Source organism: Mycobacterium sp. NGS69, assembly GCF_059812165.1.
Window position 1 is genome coordinate 437117 of sequence record NZ_JCALCD010000006.1, and the last position, 22470, is coordinate 459586.

The 22470-nt window shown below is 63.8% G+C and carries 20 protein-coding genes; 7 read left to right on the forward strand and 13 right to left on the reverse strand.

Going from position 1 to position 22470, the window contains the following annotated elements:
- Positions 1-6 precede the first annotated feature (6 nt).
- The 5 genes from AC5Y2S_RS20315 to AC5Y2S_RS20335 are packed head-to-tail and all read right to left on the reverse strand — an operon-like array spanning position 7 to position 9581.
- Positions 7-1755: a hypothetical protein gene (locus AC5Y2S_RS20315; protein WP_499957935.1), complete on the reverse strand. Its 1749-nt coding sequence runs from the start codon at positions 1753-1755 to the stop codon at positions 7-9.
- A complete protein-coding gene (locus AC5Y2S_RS20320; RefSeq protein WP_499957936.1) occupies positions 1752-2852 on the reverse strand; it encodes a DEAD/DEAH box helicase in 1101 nt (366 codons plus the stop codon). The genes AC5Y2S_RS20315 and AC5Y2S_RS20320 overlap by 4 nt, the downstream gene beginning before the upstream one ends.
- Positions 2849-4723, reverse strand: a complete 1875-nt coding sequence (drmB, locus tag AC5Y2S_RS20325; RefSeq protein ID WP_499957937.1) for a DrmB family protein — start codon at positions 4721-4723, stop codon at positions 2849-2851. The genes AC5Y2S_RS20320 and drmB overlap by 4 nt, the downstream gene beginning before the upstream one ends.
- On the reverse strand, positions 4723-7965 hold the full coding sequence (locus tag AC5Y2S_RS20330) for a helicase-related protein (RefSeq protein WP_499957938.1): 3243 nt from the start codon (positions 7963-7965) through the stop codon (positions 4723-4725). The genes drmB and AC5Y2S_RS20330 overlap by 1 nt, the downstream gene beginning before the upstream one ends.
- The gene (locus AC5Y2S_RS20335) at positions 7962-9581 is read right to left on the reverse strand and encodes a nuclease-related domain-containing DEAD/DEAH box helicase (RefSeq protein ID WP_499957939.1); all 1620 of its coding nucleotides are present in this window, start codon (positions 9579-9581) and stop codon (positions 7962-7964) included. Before AC5Y2S_RS20335 ends, AC5Y2S_RS20330 begins: the two co-directional genes overlap by 4 nt.
- 93 nt (positions 9582-9674) lie before the next feature.
- On the opposite strand from AC5Y2S_RS20335, the gene AC5Y2S_RS20340 reads away from it, so the two are divergent.
- A complete protein-coding gene (locus AC5Y2S_RS20340; protein ID WP_499957940.1) occupies positions 9675-10871 on the forward strand; it encodes a sigma-70 family RNA polymerase sigma factor in 1197 nt (398 codons plus the stop codon).
- Between the two features lie 63 nt (positions 10872-10934).
- On the opposite strand, the gene AC5Y2S_RS20345 is transcribed toward AC5Y2S_RS20340, so the two are convergent.
- The 3 genes from AC5Y2S_RS20345 to AC5Y2S_RS20355 all read right to left on the reverse strand — a co-directional run bounded on the left by AC5Y2S_RS20345 (position 10935) and on the right by AC5Y2S_RS20355 (position 13801).
- Positions 10935-11987 (reverse strand): hypothetical protein, encoded by a 1053-nt coding sequence (locus AC5Y2S_RS20345; protein WP_499957941.1) that lies wholly within the window; start codon positions 11985-11987, stop codon positions 10935-10937.
- Between the two features lie 62 nt (positions 11988-12049).
- Positions 12050-13144, reverse strand: coding sequence for a DNA cytosine methyltransferase (locus tag AC5Y2S_RS20350; protein WP_499957942.1), 1095 nt, complete (start codon positions 13142-13144; stop codon positions 12050-12052).
- Positions 13145-13528: 384 nt separating this feature from the next.
- Complete coding sequence (locus tag AC5Y2S_RS20355; protein ID WP_499957943.1) at positions 13529-13801, reverse strand: hypothetical protein; 273 nt, start codon at positions 13799-13801, stop codon at positions 13529-13531.
- Positions 13802-14112: 311 nt separating this feature from the next.
- Here AC5Y2S_RS20355 and AC5Y2S_RS20360 point away from each other — a divergent pair, with 311 nt between their 5' ends.
- Positions 14113-15072 carry an SMP-30/gluconolactonase/LRE family protein gene (locus AC5Y2S_RS20360; protein ID WP_499957944.1) on the forward strand — a complete coding sequence of 320 codons (960 nt, stop codon included), beginning with the start codon at positions 14113-14115 and terminating at the stop codon, positions 15070-15072.
- Here the strand turns inward: AC5Y2S_RS20360 and AC5Y2S_RS20365 are convergent.
- The 4 genes from AC5Y2S_RS20365 to AC5Y2S_RS20380 are packed head-to-tail and all read right to left on the reverse strand — an operon-like array spanning position 15069 to position 17950.
- Complete coding sequence (locus AC5Y2S_RS20365; protein ID WP_499957945.1) at positions 15069-15917, reverse strand: SDR family NAD(P)-dependent oxidoreductase; 849 nt, start codon at positions 15915-15917, stop codon at positions 15069-15071. The two genes, AC5Y2S_RS20360 and AC5Y2S_RS20365, sit on opposite strands and share 4 nt — an antisense overlap.
- Positions 15918-15942: 25 nt before the next feature.
- Positions 15943-16350 (reverse strand): type II toxin-antitoxin system VapC family toxin, encoded by a 408-nt coding sequence (locus tag AC5Y2S_RS20370; protein WP_499904255.1) that lies wholly within the window; start codon positions 16348-16350, stop codon positions 15943-15945.
- Positions 16350-16622, reverse strand: coding sequence for a type II toxin-antitoxin system Phd/YefM family antitoxin (locus AC5Y2S_RS20375; protein ID WP_499904256.1), 273 nt, complete (start codon positions 16620-16622; stop codon positions 16350-16352). Before AC5Y2S_RS20375 ends, AC5Y2S_RS20370 begins: the two co-directional genes overlap by 1 nt.
- A 35-nt stretch (positions 16623-16657) precedes the next feature.
- The gene (locus AC5Y2S_RS20380; protein WP_499957946.1) at positions 16658-17950 is read right to left on the reverse strand and encodes a hypothetical protein; all 1293 of its coding nucleotides are present in this window, start codon (positions 17948-17950) and stop codon (positions 16658-16660) included.
- A gap of 218 nt (positions 17951-18168) precedes the next feature.
- Here AC5Y2S_RS20380 and AC5Y2S_RS20385 point away from each other — a divergent pair, with 218 nt between their 5' ends.
- The 5 genes from AC5Y2S_RS20385 to AC5Y2S_RS20405 all read left to right on the forward strand — a co-directional run bounded on the left by AC5Y2S_RS20385 (position 18169) and on the right by AC5Y2S_RS20405 (position 22063).
- Positions 18169-19116 carry a 2-oxo acid dehydrogenase subunit E2 gene (locus tag AC5Y2S_RS20385; RefSeq protein WP_499957948.1) on the forward strand — a complete coding sequence of 316 codons (948 nt, stop codon included), beginning with the start codon at positions 18169-18171 and terminating at the stop codon, positions 19114-19116.
- Positions 19117-19197: 81 nt separating this feature from the next.
- Positions 19198-20010, forward strand: a complete 813-nt coding sequence (locus AC5Y2S_RS20390) for a DUF3060 domain-containing protein (protein WP_499957949.1) — start codon at positions 19198-19200, stop codon at positions 20008-20010.
- A gap of 265 nt (positions 20011-20275) precedes the next feature.
- A complete protein-coding gene (locus AC5Y2S_RS20395; RefSeq protein WP_499904282.1) occupies positions 20276-20728 on the forward strand; it encodes a DUF5994 family protein in 453 nt (150 codons plus the stop codon).
- 49 nt (positions 20729-20777) lie between these two features.
- Positions 20778-21410, forward strand: a complete 633-nt coding sequence (locus AC5Y2S_RS20400; protein ID WP_499957950.1) for a TetR/AcrR family transcriptional regulator — start codon at positions 20778-20780, stop codon at positions 21408-21410.
- Positions 21407-22063, forward strand: a complete 657-nt coding sequence (locus tag AC5Y2S_RS20405) for an enoyl-CoA hydratase-related protein (RefSeq protein ID WP_499957951.1) — start codon at positions 21407-21409, stop codon at positions 22061-22063. Before AC5Y2S_RS20400 ends, AC5Y2S_RS20405 begins: the two co-directional genes overlap by 4 nt.
- A gap of 3 nt (positions 22064-22066) precedes the next feature.
- Here the strand turns inward: AC5Y2S_RS20405 and AC5Y2S_RS20410 are convergent, their stop codons facing one another.
- Positions 22067-22435, reverse strand: coding sequence for a ClpX C4-type zinc finger protein (locus AC5Y2S_RS20410; RefSeq protein ID WP_499904262.1), 369 nt, complete (start codon positions 22433-22435; stop codon positions 22067-22069).
- Between the last annotated feature and the right edge of the window lie 35 nt (positions 22436-22470).

The following is a 22470-nucleotide window of genomic DNA, read 5'->3' on the forward strand; positions in this document are numbered from 1 at the left end:
GGCGCGTCACTTTGCTTGTGCGAGTGTGTCGTTCGCGATTTGGCGCGCATGGCCTGTGAGAGCGCGCAACCGTTCTAGGAATGCCCTTTCGTCCACCGATGTTTCCAGCGAGATGGTTTCGATGGCCGTGATCGTGATGACCGAATTCTCCTGCCGCACCTCAGATTCGGCGGGCAATCGCACGCAGACATCGACGGGCCACTTAAGCCGACGCGAAACTTGGACACGTGCCGACTTCCGCGCGTCGTCGTTCAAGGCTTCGTAGAGCGAAACAGGACTGGGAACGAGCGGCGTGGACTCGCGCAATTCGCGCTCTTCAAGCAGCAATGCCGTCTTCGACGTATCCGAGACAAACGTCGCCTTGCCTACCTGAACGGTGTCACCGTGTGCGGCGCGGGCGGCCCACGCCGCTGTCATATCGTCTAGAACCACGCTCCGGAGAGCGACGGACTCCCTTGCGACGCCCCGCAAGCAGCCAGCCAGCACGGCTGCCACCAAACGCGTGGTGACGTCGGCGCCCGTTTCTTCCATCGACCAGTCGAGGAGCTGTCCGAGGTCGGGACGGAGCAAAGTCATCAAGAACGCCTTTGCGGACACGTACGGGCTGCCAGGATTGCGGAACGGCTCGAATTCACGCTCGACGTCGATCAGCTCTCGGATGCGCTGCAGGTTCCGCTCGATGATGGCGTGCGCCTGGTCATCTGGCGTGCCCGCTGCGATCTCGCTCGCGACCGTTTCAAGCACATCGGACGGACTCCATGACTGCGCTTGATCCCGTTGGCCGAGTACGCGGTAAGCCGTCTGGAAGATGAGTTGATCGGCCAGCTCAGCCGGAGCATCAGACGCGCGATCCGCTTCACCCTTCGTCAGCCCGTCCCATGTCAGCCAAGACGGCAAGACTGTGCCCTCGGGTAGTTGCTGGGCTCCCAAGACGCCTGCTGCGACAGCGAGTCCTTCGCCGCTGTCGGCGGCAGCAAGTACGGCGCTAATGGCGCCCCGTACCTTATCGAGGTGTTTCCAGTCGGTTGTGGTGGCCTCCTCCGGTGCGGCGATGTGTATTTCGTCCCCCGTACGTGACTCAAACAGCTCGGGACTGACGCGGAGTAATTCGTCGTGCGGATGGACATTGTCGTATTTTCGAGCCTGATGCTCACGAAGCGATCGCTTGTCGCGGAAGTGGATTGCTTTGACATCGGACAACAGGGCTGCGCGCACATAGACCACCGGCGCGGCTGGATGCCCGCCGTCGAGCGCGGACTCTGATAGCTCGACGAGGACGGGCGTCCCGGCTCCGCGCTCAGCTATCACTCGTGCGATGAGTTCGGCAGGCGGTGGCGCGGCGAAAAGCGGCACCCATCCGGGGCACAGCTCCAGAAGATCCGAGTAGTACTTCTCAAATGATTCGCGCGGTGCCAACATTCGAGAGCTGAGGATGCCATTAAGGTTCATCCGGTTGGTCAGAAAGAACAGACGCCGCGGCTCGGCCTTAGATGGTGCGGCCTCCCCGGCCACGGTCGCCGACTCCGGATCGTTGGCCGATGTCGCCGGCGTCCCGGCCTCCGCTGCCTTGGTTGATCTCGTGGTTGCGGGAAGGTTGATAGGTTCGGCAGCAGATGTTAAAGGCTGAGCTGTCGGCTGGGGCGCGTCAGGCGCTTCGGCAACTTGGCCATCCGAGGTACTCGCGGCCGTCGACTTCCCGGCCTGGGGCTCGACATTGGATATGCCGTCGAGGCCCAATTGGCCGTCGTCACTCACTTTTTCTGCACCAACCCTTTCAGCTCTTTGACGATATCTGGGGGTGCCGAGGTTCCGCTCCACGAGAGGTGGAGTTCGTCTCTAGCGCGCGACATTACGACGTAAAACATCATCCGGGTTGAGGCGGACGTGGGGTCCATCGTCACCTGCTGCAACTCGGGCACGAACAGCGTGTCAAACTCGAGACCCTTCAGCGATCTGTAGTGCAGGATCGTCACCGCAGGCTCATCGAACTTAAGCTTCCTGTGGGCGGCGCGGCTGTTGGACTTGTACATCTGCACCATCGGCAGCCTGCGTGACATCAGCTTGGCGTACAGGCTGACCTGAAGGGCTGGGTTGGGGCATGCGATGCCGATTGTCAGGTTGGTGCGTGCCCTGACGTAGCGGGCGACGAACTCCACGAAATCATCGATGTTCGCATATTGCCGCAAACTTGGCTTGTCACCGTGGCGCTCGGGCGGGTCGGGGATGCCGGTCGGTGTGCCGGAGTAGTAGTTCGCCGCGACGGCCGCGATCTCCGCGGTGTTGCGGTAGTTGCGCCGCAGCTGCATGTGCTCGGACGCGCCGATCGCCGTCTCGATCTCACGCAGCGTTGTATTGTGCTCGTGGAGCTGCTGGTTCTCATCGGCGAAGACGGTGATGTTCTTGGCGACAAACCGTCCGATGCGGAAGAACCCCAACGAGAGGTCCTGGCCCTCATCCACAATCAGGTCTGGCAGGGTCCCGAGTTTGGGCGGGTTGGTCATGAACTGTCGTGCGATCTCAGCCCAGTCAGGGTCGTATGAGCTGCCGGTCAGTGTTGGCGGGTTCGTTCGGTAGCGGGTCCGCCAGAAGTGCCAAAACCACTTGTGGAACGTCGTGACGTACCCCGCAACGTCGACCTCCTTCGAGGCTTGCTCGGTGTACTGCTGAAGCACGTTGGAGAACATGAGCACCGCGGGCTCACGATCATCGAAGGTCAGTACCTGGGCGCGATACAGCGCCATGACTGACTTCCCTGTGCCCGGTGGACCACTGACGAGGTAGTTGCCATCGAGATCGAGGTTGTAAATGAGGTCCTGCTCCTTGGACAGATCCTGGAATGCCGGGAGTTTCACCCAATGCCCCTGACGCCCTCACCGGCCTGAGCGATGGCGGCATCGAGCACTGGTTTGAAGAAGCCCTGTACCTTGTCGCTGCCGATCACCATGGCCCGGTCGAGTAAGTAGTTGCCGCTTTCGCAGCTCGTTTCGGAGACGAGTGTGCAGGAGTGGCAAGCGGCAAAGTTGAGGCTTGCGAAGGTCGAGGCCAGATTCTCGCTGCACAGCGGGTCGGATGAGCACCACATGGCGTCCTGCAGCGCTTCAAGGATGGTCGTTTGAAGCGCAGGCGGCTCGCCTTGACGAACGAGGCCGCCCAGCGTTCCCTCCGAATCCCCTGCCGCCGTATAGATAAGGATGCCAGCCTGTTTCGACGGCCCATCGGCTTGTCCGCTGCTGCGTGCGTAGATGCGCTCGCGTAAACTCGTTGCGGCATAGCCGGATTCGAAAGCTAACCGGCGGATAAGCAGGTGCGCGAACGTATGGAGGAGGACGTAACGAGGGCTCAGAATCGGCCCCGTCCGCTCACGGAGCCGCTCAGCCATGAATGACGCATTGAGGCGACCTTCCAGCTCGGCAGTGCGCTCCCATACGCCCTCCGATTCTTCCCAAAGGTTTAGCCGGCTTTCATCCAGCGAGAGGAAGATGCCTTCGCCTTGTACGTCGATAGCAGGCAACCAATTCACCGGGTGGTTGAGCGCGGCCTTCACCATGGTGTCCCGGCTGCCGGGTGTCACCCGGTGGAAGCCCTCCAACGCGCGTACTTCGCGCAGCCTGTCTGCCAGCACCACTTTGTCGATGCGATCGCCAAGCAGTGACGTGACCTCGTCGGCGTCCTCACTGCTGACCGTGAGGTCGACGTGACGCGTGCAGAAGTAGCGGTCGTCCGCATTCTCCGACGGTGTAAGGAACGCCGCCCACTCTTCACTCAGAAGGTCGCCTGGGGTTGCCTCGACCGCCGTGCCCCTGCCCGCCTCGCGCTGCTTCTCGTCACGAGCCAAAGCCTTTACGAAATCGGCACTGACACCGTGGCTTTCGGCCAACATCTGCACCGTCATGTCGAACATCGGTGCGCCTTCGTTAACGGAGAGCAACGCTCGGAAAAAGTCGTCGGCCTTGATCGCCATCGCCTTATCGCTGTACGCATCCGAACGCGACGGATTTGGAATCTCGATGGACGAGTGCACGCGCGGGAAATACACGTTGCTGGCTCCCCGTTGGACGGCGAGTGGGACTTGGTCGCAACTGGCGCGATCGTCGAACCGTTGCCACGGTTGCCGGCCACCGCAGGAGACGCCGATCGATTTGAGCGAGCCTTTGGCAGTGATACCCATGAGGTTGCGGCGGCTATTGCAGCTACCGCAACGCACCTGAAGGGTGTCGAGGCCTCCGCCGCCCTTGCCCGGCAATGTTTCGAAGAACAGGTTGTCCTTCTGACACTGCCTTGCTTCCGGGCTGGGATTGCGGGAGTGCGCCCATCGCTTCCAATCGATGTCGTCCATGTGACCTTTGGGGCAGATTTGTATCCAGCGCATCGGGACAAGCGGCTTGCGGCCAGGGCAGCTTCCGCAGGTCGGGGCCTTTCCTTCTTGCTCCAGTGCTCGCCGCCAGCGGGTCATGCGGCGGCACTGCTGGCAGAACAACCACGTCGGGAACCGTGCGTACGGCACGCCAGCCGTGGGCGGCGCCCAGGCGTTGCTATCGACCGCCGGTGCGGCGCGGAACTGGGCAACGCCGAGCGCGGCGGCCAGTCGCTCACTCTGGATCGTCTCGCCGCGCGCGCCCCAGCGAAAAATGTCGCAGCCAACGAGCGACTCGCCCTGAAAATCGAAGATTGCGCCCACTCCGAAAGGAACGACGGTTTGCGATTGCCTGATCTTTCGCTGCATTAGCTGCTCGTTTCCCCTGATGACCCACCGCGCGCAACCTCGATTAATGACTCCATGTCGACGTTGCGCATGGAGCCGAGGGTCGGCCATGCGTCACCCCTGGCGTTGAACTGCTTGATGAGGTTGATTTGTCCTTTGCCGCTCGACCGGTAGTACAAGACCTTGCTGTCGTCGTCGGCACGCTTGGCGCGGTCGAGCCAGTCATCGATGAAGCGGTCGAGGTATGTCTGCGCCCCGACACGTTCCCGGGGCTCCACACGGTCCACTACCTCCACCAGCGCTGCGGCGAGTGCGCGAACGTCAGCGATCTGATTGACGATTTCGCCTGCCCGCCCGTCGGCTGCAAGGCCCAGTTTGTGCCGCACCAGGATGACAAGCGCGGCATGGAGGGCGCGTTCGCGCGACGGCGGGGAGTACGGCGTGACGCTGGTCGGTTCGACGTGTCGATAGAGCGCTGAGTGGTATGCACGGAAGTTCTCGTAGTGGGAACGGTCGCGAGGTTTGGTCGATCGGAACAGGCCAAATACAAGGCCCGGTGCCGTCGAACGTCCCACGCGACTGGTCGCCTGGATGTATTCGGCGGTCGCCTTGGGTTGCCCGTTCATGAGCATCAGGCCGAGGCGAGGCACGTCGACACCGACCGACAGCATGTTGGTGGTCGCCAGGAAATCCACCGAGTTCTGATCTGAGCACCGCAGGTTCAAGCGCTCAAGCAGACGTGGTTGTTGGGCACGCGGTACCGTCCGGTTCAGCTCCTCGACGGCGTAGTCACGCTTCGGTCTGCTGACGATAAGACCATCGAGACGGGAGTGGATGTCGTCGTTGGCGATCGTCACCGTGCGGCCGAGCTCGCGCAATGAATTGTGGTACGCGACCACCGTCCAGTAGGCGTCCTGTGCGTCGCCGGTGAGGTCAAGATCAACCGGCGCCTGCAAGAGCGCGGCGCCGGTGTGTACGACGGCCGTGTCAGAGGTGTGGCCCTGAGCCATCATGCCGACGTATAGCCGCCCAGGGTCTTCGTCATCGACGCGCGCGAAGTACGAGTCGTCGGCGTCGATCCCCGATGGCGGGAACAGGTCGACCGGTCGGCCGAACAGCCCCCGAATCTGCGCTGTTGCCCGGCGGATGGTCGCCGTAGAGGCGATGACCTTTGGCGGCGCATCTGCTTCGCACAGCAAATTGATCGCCGCCTCGTAGAGGCCGACCATGGTCCCCAGCGGCCCTGTGAGCAGGTGTAGCTCGTCCTGAATGATGAGCGATGGCGGCAGCTTGCCGATAGGTCGGCCAAATAGCTTGCCCGAGTCGGGCACCCAGGCGAGCTGAGCGAACTTGTCGACAGTGCCAAGCAGGAAGGTTGGCGGGCTGTCGTACAGAGAGTCGTCAATGACGAGGACGGGAAGCTCATGATGGAACTCGCACTTCTCCGACGTGCAGAAGAACTTGAACGAACGGTCGGTCGCCACGATGCCGTAGTCGGCGTTGTCATCACTGTGCTCGCGGGGAACGAGTTCGGTGCCGCACCATGGGCAGCGTTCGAGAAGGAACCGGTCATCGGTTTCGGCGGCATCGCGCAACTCGTCGAACCGTTCGCGCGCTTGGAGGTGGCGGTTGGGTGTCGTCGCCTCACCGACCCATAAGCCCACGGAAATAGGTTCATCGCCGAGCTTCTCCACTGTCTTTCGCCGCAGGTGCTCGCACGCGGCGACCGTTGATGCCGTGCGCTGGAACTGTTGGGCAGTGAGCAACGATAGCGTGTAGCGGCTAATAATGGCGGTGCCGGCGCCGTTGGCGCCTTCGAGGATCCGCCGGCGAAAAATCTCGAATGCGGCAACGAGCAAGTAGGCTTCGGTCTTTCCGCCACCGGTCGGGAACCAGATGAGGTCAACGACGTTTCGATCGTCGTGAGTCGGGTCCACTAGGCCGCGCAGTATCGTGAGGAAGAAGCCCAACTGGAACGGGTACCACGCGTTCCCGGCCGGATAGCTCGTCGGTGCGTCGGGCGCCGCGCTGCGCGGGTGACGCGTTCCAGCCAGATCATCCTCGCTGTGTCGCATCTGGATAAGCATTGCCCGGTTCGCGAGGCGGAAGGCTTCGATGATCGCAGCACGGTCAGGATGCTCGGCGAACACCACGATTCCGTCACGCATCCGGTCACGCGCGCGCTTCAGCCGATCAAGTACGGGACCCGCTGCGGCCGCGTATCGCTGATCGAGTGTTTCCGCCTCGGTTCTGACCTCCTCAATCCAGGTCTCGTACGGGTCGACAAAAGCATTGAGCTCACGGACGAGTTCGTCGGCGGACACCGCATCGTCAGCCAGCCATGCGATGTCAAGCGCCCGCACATCGTCGCCCTTCGCGCTGACCCGCGGCACGACATGCGACGGCATCACTTCGGAACGAACGGCGAGGACCGTGCCGTCGACTTCCTTCCACTCGGGTGAGCAACCGTGACCGATGGCAAATACGCGTGACGCGCGGTGGATCAGGCGTAGCTCCTGTTCCTCAGCATCGTATGAGGCCATTGCTACCGTCGGATACTCCAGGACCTCGCCGGCGCCGGCCACCGCAATATCGAAGGCGACCTGCAGCAGCATGTCGTCCCAGGCGCGTTCTGGATGCTCATCGTTGCTGGTTATTGCGTTGACCAGCGTGATGGTGACCAGGCTGCCGTTCGGGTACGGGCGCCACCGCACGTGTATCTCGGCCCGCTTGTCCCAGATGGGTTTCGGGTTCGTATCTGCGGCGGAGACCGAGACCTTGGCCTCCGGCAGGGGGGTACGTCGCCAAACTCGCCTTGAGCCGGCCGCCTTCTTGCGCGGGTCGTCATCCTGCTCTTCCGTGGGCCCGCCATCGGGGGCTTCTGCGGCGGCGAGGGCTTCATTGGCTGCATCGCCGCTGAGGGTTTCGTACCGCGCCGCCCGGGCGGTCACCGTCAACGCGCTCGCCGTCGTGAAGAACGACAACCCCTGCGAAGCCGGGAGAAAGTCATTCGCCGCGGATACGGGATCGTCGCTGAACTGGTTCTCGTCGCCTCCGGCCGTCGTGGCCGATTCATCTTCCTCCTCGCCCTCTTCGTCGACGACGTAACCCGTGAACGACAGTTGCCTCGGAAACAGTATCCCCATGAGGTAGCGGCGATTTGGGGGATCGAAGATGATCTCGTTCGGGCCGCCGAACGGGCCAACAAGCTGGCGTCGAACGTAGGCGACGAAGTCCGCGCGGGATTCTGTCAGAGTGGTCATATGCCTGCCTTTTTGAACGCTTCGAGGGCGCCCGCTGAGTGGGTCCGATAAAGCTCGACGATGCGTGAACCGATGGCGGGACTCGTCGCAATCCAAAGCCCGGCCCGAGGGCGACTCAAGATGACATAGAGCAGGTCGATGTCCAACTCAGACTCCAATGAGTCGATATCGATCGCGCACACGAAACGGTTCTCTAATCCTTTGATGTCCACCGCCGAGGCCCACGTGAGGTCCGATCCCGGCCAGTTGGCGGCTAACTCTTCATTGAGCATTCGCAGGGTGCCTTTGCGCGCAGCCCGCAACCCTTTGGCAGCGCTGGTCGCCCAATCGCCCCGCATAGAAACGATGGTTACATGACCCGCCGACACTTCTTGGTCGCGCAGAGAGCGGAGATGTGCTTCCAGGGCTGCGGTTTCCGATGCAACGTCGGCGACAGTCACATACTCCACTTCCGGACCCGTCCCGGCAGCGGCCACCCCTGTGTCCGCCCCAGTCAAGGCGCGTGTTTGAAAGACGATCTCGCGCGTATTTCGGCAGTTGGTGCGCAGGGTCGCCGGCACGGGAGCAAACGATTGCACGTACAGCAATGCGTCCGGATCAAAGTCGCCGTATAGGTGCGCCTGGCGGTTCTGGTCCATGAACATCACCCACCGGCCGCTGTCCCAGCCGCCCACGACGGCTGACCCCAGACGTTCGAGAGCTTCGAAGTTCATCAGGTCTTGTGCCTCGTCGATCACGACGACGTCGAACGTCGTACCAGCCGGCATACTGGCGACCTCGCGAACCGTAACGCGCGGGTCGACCAGTAACGCCCGCGCAAACGACGCGAGTATTGGACTTCGGCAGGTAAACAGCACCGAGCGTCCCGTGAGTGCCTGCCGCCGTGCGACCTCCATTGCCAGAAATGTTTTGCCCGTGCCTGCTCCGCCGCTGCAGATGACGCGGGGCGCCTCGCTGATGAGGTCAAGGCGTGAAAACTGTTCGTCGGTGAGGCGAACGAAGGCAGCGTCAAGGGTGCTTGCTCGGGCATCGAGCAACGGCGACCGGTCGAAGGTCGGACGCAGGTCGTCTAGCAGCTTGCGCTGAAGCGTCTTTACTATCGGACCCTTCTGGGGCTGCCGCCCGCACCAGTAATCAACGGCGTCACGCACAGCCTTCGGGAAGTCGCGGCTGAACTGCCCGCGGCCGCAGTAGGTCGCGGCGTCCCATTCGAAACTGCTGAGTGCAAGGTCCACGTCAGGGGTCACGACAAGAAACCCGAAGACGATGTCCTCTACTGCAGCGCCATGGCGTTGCTCGAGCCGGTCGCGCAGCGCGTACATGCCGCTGGTGACCTGCTTGAACGGTCCTTCCCGATCTTGTCGGTAGTGCCCACTGCGGTCGCTGTACGTCCACAGGCCGTTATTGCAGGAGACCCGAGCCCCCTTGACTTCCACCACCAGCACCATGTCGTCGAGCACGAGTACGAAGTCCAGCTCGGACGTGAGTTTGTATTCGTGGGTCGGAAGGTTCAACGAGTGCAGAGCCGTTCCGTCGATATTGCTGGACGCGAGCGCATCGAAGACTCGTTTCTCGGAAGACGTCGTCGCGTTGAAGCCAAGTTCGGCCGGAATCATTTTCAAACTTTTGCTCCCAGATACTCGGTCGCATGTAATCCTGCACGAATCAGGCTGTAGTTCGCAGCGGCTTGGCCACGGGAAGGCTGACCGATGGAGGTAGCGGTAGCGCGCCGTGGCCAGGTGCTCGGTCGGCTGAGACCGTTCATCCGCGAAAGCGTGATTCGTCGCACCCGACTCGAACGCGTGCTCGGCGCCATGCACCTTTCTGCCGCCGAAGCTCGGGCCGAGGTCGAACATTTGCTCACAGATGCAGGCATCACCATCGAGGAGGACGCGGCCGACGAAGGGGCGGTGACGCTTGCATCCGCAACGGTCGAGTTCATCGGCAACATCGACTCCGACGCGCCCCAAGACCTGCCCCCCGTGTGTGAGGATGCAGCAGTAGCGGCAGCTCGTCGCCTGCTAGAACGGGATGGGCGTATTACGAGCCAAGCCAAGGCCAAGGTCCTGCTGCGGCCTGAAGAAGAGGTCGGGTTGGCCATCCTGGTGCGGGGAGAGAGTGGCCACCCGCTAGACCGGGGTGAGTTTGCGGACCTCACCTGTGAAGCACGGCGGGCCGCCGAATGTCTCCTGCTGCACAACCAAGGACTGGTGCATTCGGTCGCGCAGCGCTACGCGCCGCCGGGCATGACCTACGAGGACTTGTTCCAGCACGGCATCATCGGCCTCATCCGGGCGGTCGAATTGTTCGATCCCTCCCTGGGCTACAAGTTCTCCACGTACGCGATGCACTGGGTACGTCAGGCGATCACCCGAGGCATCGCCAACGAATCGCGCATGATCCGCATACCGGTCCACATGTATGAACGCGTAGCCAAGGTTTGGGCGACGCGGACGCGCCTGACGGTCGACGGTGAGCCACCGACCGTTCACCAGCTCGCGCTCGAGTGCCAGTTGACCGACAAAGAAACTAGGGAGTGCCTCATCATCGGACATCAGGATATTTTATCGCTCGACATGCCCGTCGGCCCTGATGGAGAGACCACGCTGGCGGACCTAGTGGATGCGGAGGACCCCGATCTCGGACCGCAGCACGAAATCGAGCTTGAGCAGCTGCATGAGCAGCTGCAAGCGGTGCTCGACACACTGAGCGCTCGCGAGGCGGGAGTGGTGGCTATGCGTTTCGGCCTCGCCGACGGTGAGGCGAAGACGCTCGAGCAGATCGGCACGGTGTATGGCGTCTCACGTGAACGCATCCGACAGATCGAAGATAAGACGATGAAGAAGCTCCGTCATCCCTCTCGCAGCCAGGTGCTCAAGCCGTACATGTACGACTTGAGCAGTTAGGCCCATTCGAAAAGAGCTCGATTCCGACATAGGTTTCCACTGCCCCAATATCGCGGACTTATGTCAACCAAGACGACCGCTGGTCCTGACATCGTTGACCAGGCTCGCGACGTCGTCGAGTGCGAGTACCTCAACGTGACGCGCGGCTTCCCCCAACAGCTGTGTCAGTCCTGGGAACCTCGCTGGGCCAATTCTGTAATCCTCCAATTCCCGAAGGGCGAGCGCGGCCGCGGCCCAGTCTGGGCAAACGCAATACACTCTGTCTTCGGCGCTTTCGAGGACGATGCTGCGCAATCTCGGAAACTCTGCAGTCACCATGACGTAGGGCACATCTGGCCGGTACCGGCGCAGTGGCACCATCTGGGCGGCTTCGGTGCCGCGGTCCGAGCGCCACGTCCACTTGCTGCTGACTACCACAACCAGTCGCTTGCGCTCGTCAAACACAACGATGTCACTGCTGCGAGTGCCCACGTCACGGCGAAGATGTAGCCCATAAATCTGCTCAAGAGCAAGTTCGCCCTCGAGCTGCCACGTCGGGGGCATGTGCCGACGGAGGATGTACAGGAGTGCGTTCTTAAAACGTGCTCCTCTGCTATTGCCGTTGAGGTTCCCAGCTGGCCGAATGTCTTCATCACCGTCGGTGCCGATCCCATTTCGAATTGCTGCATGGCGCCACAGCGCGGTGAGTGCAACTTCGCCCGCGAGACGGCGCTTCTGGGCATCCTCTGCACTGCCATTGTTGATGCCGTCCTCGACCCTCGGTAGTCGAACCTCAGGTGCCCACCAAATGCGCCCTGTTGCACTGGCTCGATCATCGGCGTCGAGCACAGCTCCTCTGGCATCGATCGCGCGGTGTCCTGCGTCGAACAACCACTGGGGTGACCAACCTTGACCTAGTCGAAGTGCAGCCTCTTGGACGGTTTCACCGGCCTCGACTTCGATATCGACAGCACCTCCTAGTGACAAGTCGTTAGGGAGCTTGGTGGAGTTCGGCCAGCAACGGCCGAAGAGGACCACCTGCAGACCTTCCGGATTGTCCGCATGTGCATCCAGCAGGTCGGCCGTTACCTCATCAAGATTGCCTCGGTCGAATTGCGACGGAATGCCTTCATTCATTTCTGAACGGGTCCTTCGATTGACCGTGTTGATCTGTGTTGTGCAATCCGAAGAGGCCGCACCTAGACCTGCTGCAGTAGGCCGTAGACATATCGCGCAAGTTCAGTCGCCAAATCGGGAGGCACGGCGTTGCCAATCTGGCGGGCAATTTCAATCTTTGTACCCTCGAACTCGAACTGATCGGGAAAAGTCTGCAACCGGGCAGCCTCGCGGTGGGTAATCGGCCGGTGCGCTTCTGGATGCAGATATCGGCCCTTCTCAGGCTTAAAGAACTCAGTTCGGATCGTGAAGGCGGGACGGTCCCACCACAGCCTTCCCATTACGTCGGTCGTACCCGTTGGCTTCCTCGCCCAGCACCGGGGAAGCAAATCCGGACGGTTTCGCGCTAGATCGAACCGGTTGCCGCCCTCCGGGACGGCAATGTACCGTTCGAGGCTTGAGCTGCGGGGATTGCGTCCGATGTGCAGTTGTTGACCTCGCCGACCCTGGGTTACCTCGGCCTGGGTGGGATACAGCGGGAGGTCGGAAATGGCGTCCCGCACCGTGCGGTGTGGCCTACCGTCAGGAGATTCGGGACCATGCGTCGGCATCGGCGGCCATGGCAGGTCACCGATATACCCACGAACAGCGACAAAGATTCCGCGGCGACGGCGCTGGGGGACCCCGTAGTCAGCAGCATTTAACACGCCATACCCGAAGCTGTATTCGCGCAGTTTCTTGTCGGTTTTCATCATTCTAAGCAGACGGGCAAATTGCGCACTCTTCTGGAACTCGGGCACATTCTCGATCACAAATGCGTGCGGCATCATCTGTCGCACTGCGCGGAAGTAGTGGCGCCAAAGACTGTTGAGCTGAGCGCGTGATTCGTGGTCACGATCGCGCCCGAGCGGAGAAAACCCCTGACACGGAGGTCCTCCAATTATAATCTCGGCATCTTCAAACCTATCAATATCCTCGATAGGGCCATCTATGACAGGGCACCCGAAGTTTCGCTTAAATGTACGAGCTGCAGCGGGATCGATTTCGATGGCCGACACCGACTCGAAGCCAAGGTCCGCTCGCTCGAACCCCAGCGACAAACCACCGGCACCCGCAAATAGGTCCAGCGTACGCAGTATGGCCATCCGCCCTCCGAAGGTTTGTTCGATCGTAGTCATTGTCACCACCGCCACCGACAGAACGCGGCCGGCGTGTCGGCGATAGGCCGATCTAGACCGCCGCCTGACATGTAGATGGCCACCGGGCTCCCATACCTGGATGCGTGTGGTGTTGCCAGCCTCGTTGCTCAGGGCGGGGGACCTCTGCTCGCAGTAGCGTCCAGTCTGTGTCAACAACTAGTGACGACGATGACGTCCATGCATAGGACGACCTGCTGCGTTTGTACACAGATGCCGACCGAACCAGATTGAATGCGTTCATGAGGCCGTTGGGCCTTAGTAGCTCAAACGAGGCGCTGGCTCGCCTAGAGATTTTCATCGCAGAACACCGAGTACGTGCCGAACGCCGTGCCACCGACCGGCTGACAAGGGCAACTGACGCGCTTAGGACAGGACTTCGACCGAGCTGAAGAACGCCACAGAAAGGACTTCGGCACGCTTGGTTATGGCAACGTGGGTGCTGGCAGTCGCGACGATAGTGCTCGCACTCGCCACCATCGCATTCGTGTACGTCACCTTCGCCGTTACCCGCGAGAACGGCGGCAGCGCGCCGTCTGCCCCGTCTCCTAGTACCTCGATCAGCACGTCGCCTGGCCCGTCGTTGCCTGGCTTGCCTAGTGTCCCGAATAGCACGCTGCCTGTATCGCCGAATGTCACCTCATCCGAAAGCAACGCGCCCCCGGCCGCTGACAGGGCTCGGCACGCGATGAGACCGGGGTGGTGTCATAACACGACCCAGATTTAGAGCAACACAGCCTGACACCTCACCAGAGCCGGGAGTAGGAATGTAGAGAATGCACGCGGCTGGTCCGGTTGTCGGCACGGTCCGTGACGTAGGACCGACCTCGCCTGGAAGTACGCTGGCGCGAACCGCAGTAACTCGGGTGGGCAAGACGATGATGGTCTGCCCCGGTCAACCGTGTCGCTCCGCTAGCGTCTGGGCTGCTAATCAGTTCACGAAGGCATCGATGAGCATAACGGGCGAGACCACCATCGCGGTGACCGGTTTGCACCCCATTGGGCGCGGCGTGGATCGCCCGGAACACGTTGTCGTGGCTGGTGATGGCCGGGTGTTCGCTTCCGACAAGGCCTCGGCCGTCGCAGAACTCATTGATGAGCAGACCATTCGGCAGATAGGCAAGGCCGGCGGCGAGCCGAACGGGGTCGCGCTCGACCGTGACGGTCACTTTCTGATCGCCAATTGGAGCCTCGGTGTGCTGCAGGATCTCGACCCGGTGACCGGCGCGATCACCGCGATATTAAGCGGACAACTCGATGGATGCCCGCTGCGATGGGTGAACTTCGTTCTGGTGGATTCCGTTGGGGCGTTGTGGTGTTCGGTGAGCACGATGGCAGTCGACCTTCTCGATACAATCGCGCGGGGCACCGCTGACGGCTTCCTCTTTCGAGTCGCGCCGGATCGCCAGTCGGCGCAAGTGGTCGCCGATGCGGTGAGCTTCCCGAATTGCATGGCGTTGGATCGTAATGAGGACTACCTGTATGTCGTCCGCACGGTTGCCACCGACGTGGTGCGGTTTCCGATCCGGGGCGAAACACTCGGGCGGCCAGAGCGATTTGGGCCGCCGCTCGGCGACCGGCGACCCGACGAATACGGCCCCGACGCCGGCCGGTTCCTGGCTGACCCGCACGCGAGTCGTCGGTGGGGGATGGCCGACGGCTGCGCCTTCGATGCCGATGGAAACCTGTGGGTGACACTCGTTCTCGCCAATAGGATCGTGGCGATCAGCCCGGATGGGCAGGCAATAACCGTTATCGAAGACCCCGATGGCGAGTTACTGAGCGCCCCGACCAGCATCGCCTGGGGCGGGCCGGACATGCGCGACATCTACATCGGCTCGATCGCCACCCCGTACGTGCTCAAAGGCAGAAGCTCGGTGCCCGGCCTCCCGCTGATACACCAGCGCTAGCCGCCCGACGGCCCGGGTCTCATGAAGTCGGGCAGCCCCTGATCCGGGTCCGAAGGGATCATCGACTCGGGCAGCCCCCACAGCTGCCGAATGGTGGCCCCGCCGTCGACGACGAGCGTCTGACCGGTGATGCGGGCGGCCAGTTCGGAGGATAGAAACAACGCGGCGTTGGCGATGTCATGCGCGCGGGGCGCGGCCAGCGGGTTAATTCCGTTGACGGCGTACTCGTTTGGCGGCTGGTCCTCGTTGCCGGTGCCCACATTGCCCGGCGCGACCGCGTTGGCGCGAATGCCGTATCGCCCCAGTTCGTCGGCAAAGGTCTTGACGAGCGAGATGACGCCGGCCTTGGCGGCGCCGTAGGCGGCATGGTAGGTCGCCGCCGCGATGCCGTCGACCGAGGCGACCGCGACCAACGATCCACCGGTGCGCTGGGCGACCATGTATCTCCCGACGGCCTGGAAAAGGTAGAACACCTGGGTCAGGTTGTAGTGGATCGCCGCGTCCCACAACTGGGTGCTGGTTTCCTCGACCTTCGACCAGGTGGCGCCGCCGATGATGTCGACGCACACGTCGACCCCGCCCAGCGCCGCGACCGCGTCGTCGATCGCCCGACCGACCTGCACGGGGTCGGTCATGTCGGCGACGATTGGGACGGCCTTGCCTCCCCGGCCGGCGATCTCGTCGGCGACGCGATGCGCGCGCTGCTCGTCGATGTCGATACAGGCGACCGAGGCGCCCGCCTCGGCGAGGGCTAGCGACGTGAACCAGCCATGGCCCGCGCGCTCGGGGATGTAGCCGGCACCCGACACCACGGCGCGCTTACCCGATAGTCCGATATCGATCACGGCCGACCTCCAATCCGATGAATCCTTACGGCTCTCGGCGGCCCGGAGCAACGGTCGGCAGGCCGGCTGCCGCGGCGGCCGTAAAGAGGCGTTCGTCGTAGGTGACGAACGCCGTCAGCTGGGTGCCGAATACTCCGTCCCCAGTCGCGAGATGGATCGCGTCGAGTGACCGTAACGAGGTGTCTGGATACGCCGCCGCGGCCGCCCGAACCACCTCGTCGATTTCGTAGCGCGCCACTCGAGCCACGATCGCGGGAACTTCGGCGAGCAGCGAGGGCTCTACCCGGCGGAGGGCGCGAGGGAGTTCCACTTCGATCAGCGTCGACGACACCCACGGCGCCGGTGTTTGTGCGTCGAGCCAGTCGGCGAGGGCATCGCTTTCGGGTTCACGCCGGATCAGTTTCATCAGGGCCGACGTGTCGAGATAAAGCATCAATAGCGCTCGTTGTCGCGCAGCTCGCGGAGCAGTTGGCCGGCCTCGTGATCGGTCTTCACCGGTCCGGAGGGACGCGGCGCCGGTCCGCTCAGAGTGGCGGGACGAAGCCTTCCCGCGCTGATCATTTCGGCGAGGGGATTTTCCTGGGCCGGGACCAGGCGGGCCACGACGGCTCCGCGCTCAGTGATGTCGATTTGCTCGCCGCGTTTGACCCGTGCAAGCACCCCAGCGGTGTTCTGGTTCAGCTCGCGCACCGGCACCTCAGACATGCCAGCCATGGTACTACGTATTTGTACTACAGCAATTACGTCCCGGAGTGCTCGAGCCCGGCGCTGTCCGGCTGAAGCTCAAAGTCCTTGCCGTCGCCGATATCTGGCCGTCCATTGCTGCCATTGCCCCGGAACGGCCCCGCCACCTGTGCGCCCACCCACACGATTCCGCGGCCCACGACCCCGAGCACATGGCCCGTCGTCGTCGCGGCGGCGCCGATGGTGGCGAACGCAGCGTCGAACACGCTCGGAATGTGGAAGTCCTCCCAGGTCTCGACCTGGTGGTGGCGGGCCTCGGCGAAACGGTCGAGCTCGTCGCGCAGGGCGCCGCGCTGCCTGGCCAGCTCCCGCACCGCCCAGAATCGGAAGCCATCGAGAACCGATGGCTTTCCGAACCGGTCGAGCGCTTCCTTCGCGCTCCCATAGATGTCGACGTCCTCGCGGAAATGATGGTCGACGAGCTCGCGGGCTTCGTCGATCGCGCGCAGCAGCTGCTCGGGTTGCGTCGACTCGATCCGCGCGAGGTTCAGCCGCTGCCACTTGTGCAGCGCCTCCTCCGCGATGACCAGCAGGCTCAACGTGTCGCCAAGCCGGTTGTCGTTGACCGCATTTCGCAGCTTCGCGGCGCGGTGCTGCACGCCCGACGCGTCATCCAGAGCTGCCAGGACGCGCCGAACGTGGTTGCGCAGCTGCTCGACGGTGACGTTGAGCGCCGGCCCCAGCCCGGCCACCGATTCCCAGTACGCATCAGGCAGCGACCCGTACTTCTCCAGCGAGTCGACCATCCGCGACAGCGTCAGGTTGTTGCCCAGCACGTCGCCGGCGCGCTGCGCCCGGGCTACCTCGAGCACCGACTCGACCTTGTCCTCCACGCGCCGCACGGCGTCTTCCACCTGGGCAACCGCGGACGTCAGCGCGACCTGCACCGCGATCATCTGCGCCGACAGCACCGCTTCCGGCCCAAACCCGGCCGGTCGCCACTGCAGGGGAGCAAGGAAGGCATCGGCGCCCGTCGTCAAACGAAAGATGCCGTCGCTCAGGGGAACTAGATTGCCGTCCTTCAACGCTTCGAGGCCGTCGCGATGCAGCTGGACGTACTTGCCCGACTCGGCCAGCAGGGACGCCAGCCCGGCGAGCCCGTTGGCGAGCGAGGCGCCGTCGATGCCGGCGACCCGCATGGCCTGCCCGGCGGTCTCCCGCAGCCGCGCCAGATAGGAGTCGACGGCCGCGGGGTCCCCGCCCAGCAGCAGGGCCTCGTCCTGCAACGAGACCACGACCTCGTCGGTAACGGTCGTCGCCGACACGTCGGACATCTCGGATGTGCTCACGGCATCCCCTATTAATCCGTCGGCTTGCAGGCGAGCAGGCCGAGAGTGAGCAGGTGGTCTGGTGAGTGCGGACGTTACACCCATGTTTCAGGGCGAACCTTCCGCTTCGCCGCCTGTTGGGCAGGAATTCACCCGGGACGAGGGGACCTTGTGCTCTGGGCTGCATCCCCGCCCTGGGCGGAGACTCGGGTACCTGCTTCGAAGAGGAAGTTCCGACCATGTGGACCACTCCAGCCGTCATCCCGTTCTCCGTCTGGCGAAAGATCGCCATGGCCACCTGGCGGCCGCGGAAAGACCCGGTGATCTGGGCGACGATGGATGTCGAAGCGGCGCGGCTGCTCCAATACTTGCGCCAGGTCCGCGAGGCAACGGGCCAGCACGTCACACCCATGGACCTCGTGGGCAGGGCCGCCGGCAAGGTCATCGAGGCGCTGCCCGGGCTGAACGGCAGGGTCGTGTTCGGCGGCTTCCTGCCGTCCCCGACCGTCGACTGCTTCTTCGTGGTGTCGCTGCGGACGGACCTCGTAACCGGAGCCGAAGCCGCCGGCACCGATCTGTCGGGCACCGTGGTGCGTCGTATCAACGAGAAACCGCCCTGGGAGATCGCCAAGGAACTCGCCGATCACGTCGGGCGCATCCGCCACGACGAAGATCCCCAGTTCAAGCAGAGCAAGGCGCTGGTCAAGGGGCTGCCGCCGTTGCTCCTTCGCCCGGTGATGGACGCGATGGGCTTCGTCACCGAGAGCCTGCAATTGCCCATTCCTTTCCTTGGGCTGGAGGCTCGCCCTTACGGCTCGATACTCGTCAGCAACGTGGGCACCTACGGCCTCGACACGGCCGCCGCCCCGTGGCCCACGTTCTGCCACGTGCCCCTGGGGATCATGATCGGCGCGGTGAAGGACAAGGTGTTGGCGCTGGGCGGCCAACCCGTCGTGCGTCCGGTGCTGCCGTTGTCGATCGGCCTGGATCACCGGTTCGTCGACGGCTACCAGGCGGCGACGATGGCCGGCATCTTCCGCGCGTACCTCGCCGATCCCGCCGCCTTCGACCCGGTGCCCAGGATCATCCCGCCACGCAAGCGAAAGGCTGCCCCGGCGCGGTCCAACGGCGAGAGGCCGGCGGCCGCGGGCGCAGGAACGCGGGCCAAGGCGCAGCGCCACGCCTAAGGGGAGGCGAGCAAATCGCCCCCAAATCGCCCGCAAATTGAGGGCTGTCAGCCCAGCTGCGGATGTGGAACCATTTGGCAAATGAAGGACGACGATCCCGAAAAGCGGATCCGCGAGCTGGAGCGAGAGCTTGCCGACGTCACCCGGCCCCCGCAAAGCCCGCCCCCGTACACGGGCGGCGAGACGTACACCGAGAACCCCCCGCCGTACACGGGCGGTGCGACGTACACCGGTGGCGCTACCTACACCGGCGGCCCGACCTACACCGGCGGCGCGCAGTACCCCTGGGGCGCCCCGCCGCCGCGGCGCAGGTCCTACCCGTGGTACCTCGTCCTCGTCCTACTGGCGGTCGTGGTGCCGATCATCATCAGCCTGGTGATGATGTTCGCCAGGTCGTCGATGGGCAGTTCGATCTCGCGAGGCGGTGCCGGTAGGACGACGTCCAGCGGCCCGACCGCGGTGCCGCAGGGCGGCGAGCTGCGCGTGAGCGACAACTCCCAGGCCAGAACGATCGCGTGCAACAACGGCAAGCTCACCCTCGCCGCGTACGACAGCAAGTACGTGATCACCGGCCACTGCGCCAGTCTCCTGGTGGGCGGCTACGACAACAACGTCACCGTCGAGGACGCCGACGCCATCGAATCGACCGGGTACAGCAACGTCGTCATGGTCAAAGGCTGCGACAACGGCAACCTGAAGATCTCGAGCTACGGCAACGAATTCAACGTGACCGGCCACTGCGCCGGCCTGGCGATCTCCAGCTACAACAACAAGGTCAGCGTCGACAGCGTCGACGCCATCACTGTCTCGGGTTACGGCAACAACATCACCTACCACACGGGCACGCCGAAGGTCACAAATTCGGGCTACGACAACAACATCCAGCGGGGCTGAATCGGCGACGGGTGGGGAACCGGTGTCACCATCGTTCCCAAGTCCCAGCATCAGCCGCGGCCGGGAGCGGGCCGCCGATCCCCGAAACCACACCCACGCTAGGTCGCGGCGAACCGCTGGCGTACCGTTGAGAACGAGCTTTTCGTTGTCGGCGCTGCCCATCCGCGGATGGCATCCACAGGCAATGCGATTCCTCCGTCGCCCCAGCACCCCGGGGCGGTCGATGCCGACCGTGAAGGAACTGCCCGTGGATACCGCAGTACAAATGCCTCACCTCCGGGGCCGGCACGGAACCAACCCGATCCGGGTGTGCGTCGCGCGCGAATTGGGCCACGACATCGACGGCGCGTGGTGGCCCCGCGTGGACCGCATCGCCAACGAACTGCCCTCGCTGGTTACCGTCCTGACCCCGCTGCTCGGGGAGATCAAATCCATCAACGTCAACTGGTCGCCGCTGCAGCGACCGCCGGACCTGAACTGGCCGGGATGGGAGCAGAAGCGCCAGCACGTGATGACCTTCAACGGCTGGGAAGCGTGCGCCAACCTGCTGATCGTCCCCTACGCCACCAACACCGCGCTCGCCCTGATGGTGCTGCGCTTGGCCGCCGACCTACCGATCGACACCGCGGACCGCAACAAACGCGCGTTCGTGAACGCCGGTTCGATTCTGTGCGCCGCACAGCGGCAATGCGACGTGGCGGCGCCGACCCAGGCCTGACCGACACGCCCGATATGTAACAGAGCAACCGCTCTGTTATGCTCCCGAGGTGCCCCGCCCACGCGTCCACGACCAGGATCAGATCCTTGATGCCGTGGAGTTGTTGGCGGCGCGGTCCGGGCCCGCCGCCGTCACGATCCGCGCGGTCAGCGACGCGACGGGCGTGTCCAACGGCGCGCTCTACCACGGGTTCGGCTCGCGCGCGGGCCTGGTGGGCCGCGCCTGGCTGCGCGCCGGGCACCGATTCCTCAGCGCGCAAGGCGAATTGATCGACGCCGCCCTCGACGGCGACGCGGCCGCCGCGGTGGTGGCGGCGGCCGAGGCGCCGGCGGTGTTCGCCGAACAGTATCCGCAGTCCTCGCAGCTGGTGCTGACGGTGCGCCGCGACGAGCTTCTCGGCCCCGACACCCCGACCGAGCTGGCCGCCCAGCTGCGCGACCTGGACCGGCTGCTGGTGGAGGCGATGATCCGGCTGGCCCGCGCCCTGTGGGATCGCAAGGACGCCACGGCCGTCGACGTCATCACCATGTGCATCGTCGACCTGCCGACGGCAATCCTGCTGGAACGCAACCGAATCCACGATCCGGATGCCCGAGAACGACTGCGCGCGGCGGTCCGCGCCGCGCTGGCCGTCGGGCCGCCGCCGTTGCGGCGCAGAAGCACAGGAAGGAACACGAAATGACACCAACACTGATTTGGGACGACAAGATCGCCGTCGTCGACCTCGGCGAGGACGAAAACCGGTTCTCGCCGGAGTTTCTCGACGCCATCAACGCCCACCTGGACGAGATCGAGGCCGCCGGCGCCCAGGGCCTGGTCACCACGGCGCGCGGCAAGTTCTACACCAACGGGCTGGACCTGGACTGGCTTGGTGCCCACGGTGAGCAGACGCAGTCCTACGTCGGGCGGGTGCAGGCGCTGCTGGCCCGTGTGCTGACCTTCCCGACGCCGACCGCCGCCGCGGTCACCGGGCACGCCTTCGGCGCCGGCGCCATGCTCGCGATGGCCCACGACGTGCGCGTGATGCGCGCCGACCGCGGCTACTTCTGCTTTCCCGAGGTCGACATCCGGATCCCGTTCACCGACGGCATGGCCGCGCTGATCCAGGCCAAGCTCACCCCCCGCGCCGCGATCGCGTCGATGACCACCGGGCGACGCTTCGGCGGGACCGAGGCCGTCGAGTTCGGCATCGTCGACGCCACCGCGGGGGAAGGCGAGGTGACCAATGCCGCCACCGACCTGTTGCGCCCGCTGTCCGGCAAGGACCCCGGCACGCTCGGCGCGATCAAACAGACCATGTTCCGCACCGCGGCGCAGGCGCTGACCAACGTCTGAAACCTATTCGCCGGAGAACCGCTCCCACGCGGACTGGCGCGTAATGCCCAGCGTCTGACCGATTTTCGCCCAGGTGGTCCCGCGGCGGCGCAGCTCACGCACCCAGGCGCGCAGGTCGGCCTCGACCTGCTGGGCCACCACCGCCATGCGGGGGATGTGGTCGAGCATCTGCTGGTCGCTCCACGACTCCCAGATCGGCATGCGTAGCTCGTTGGGCTTGTCGCGGTACTCGTCGATGATGGCCTGCGACAGGTCGATGCATTCGTTGCAGATCTGCACGCCCGGGCCGGCCACCAGCTTGTCGACCTCGGCGTTGGACTTGCCGCAGAACGAACACCAGATCTGAGCGGTCTGCTTGGTGGTAGGGCTCATGAGGACTCCCCGGATTGTCAGGCTTTCCCTGACAC

Excerpts from the sequence above, each read along its gene's own strand:
- AC5Y2S_RS20405 (WP_499957951.1), top strand. The coding sequence starts at position 21,407 with ATGACACCAACACTGATTTGGGACGACAAGATCGCCGTCGTCGACCTC.
- drmB (WP_499957937.1), bottom strand. The coding sequence starts at position 4,723 with ATGCAGCGAAAGATCAGGCAATCGCAAACCGTCGTTCCTTTCGGAGTG.
- AC5Y2S_RS20370 (WP_499904255.1), bottom strand. The coding sequence starts at position 16,350 with ATGCTTTATCTCGACACGTCGGCCCTGATGAAACTGATCCGGCGTGAA.
- AC5Y2S_RS20345 (WP_499957941.1), bottom strand. The coding sequence starts at position 11,987 with ATGAATGAAGGCATTCCGTCGCAATTCGACCGAGGCAATCTTGATGAG.
- AC5Y2S_RS20360 (WP_499957944.1), top strand. The coding sequence starts at position 14,113 with ATGAGCATAACGGGCGAGACCACCATCGCGGTGACCGGTTTGCACCCC.
- AC5Y2S_RS20330 (WP_499957938.1), bottom strand. The coding sequence starts at position 7,965 with ATGACCACTCTGACAGAATCCCGCGCGGACTTCGTCGCCTACGTTCGA.
- AC5Y2S_RS20335 (WP_499957939.1), bottom strand. The coding sequence starts at position 9,581 with ATGATTCCGGCCGAACTTGGCTTCAACGCGACGACGTCTTCCGAGAAA.
- AC5Y2S_RS20340 (WP_499957940.1), top strand. The coding sequence starts at position 9,675 with ATGGAGGTAGCGGTAGCGCGCCGTGGCCAGGTGCTCGGTCGGCTGAGA.
- AC5Y2S_RS20395 (WP_499904282.1), top strand. The coding sequence starts at position 20,276 with ATGCCTCACCTCCGGGGCCGGCACGGAACCAACCCGATCCGGGTGTGC.
- AC5Y2S_RS20410 (WP_499904262.1), bottom strand. The coding sequence starts at position 22,435 with ATGAGCCCTACCACCAAGCAGACCGCTCAGATCTGGTGTTCGTTCTGC.
- AC5Y2S_RS20375 (WP_499904256.1), bottom strand. The coding sequence starts at position 16,622 with ATGTCTGAGGTGCCGGTGCGCGAGCTGAACCAGAACACCGCTGGGGTG.
- AC5Y2S_RS20350 (WP_499957942.1), bottom strand. The coding sequence starts at position 13,144 with ATGACTACGATCGAACAAACCTTCGGAGGGCGGATGGCCATACTGCGT.
- AC5Y2S_RS20390 (WP_499957949.1), top strand. The coding sequence starts at position 19,198 with ATGAAGGACGACGATCCCGAAAAGCGGATCCGCGAGCTGGAGCGAGAG.
- AC5Y2S_RS20385 (WP_499957948.1), top strand. The coding sequence starts at position 18,169 with ATGTGGACCACTCCAGCCGTCATCCCGTTCTCCGTCTGGCGAAAGATC.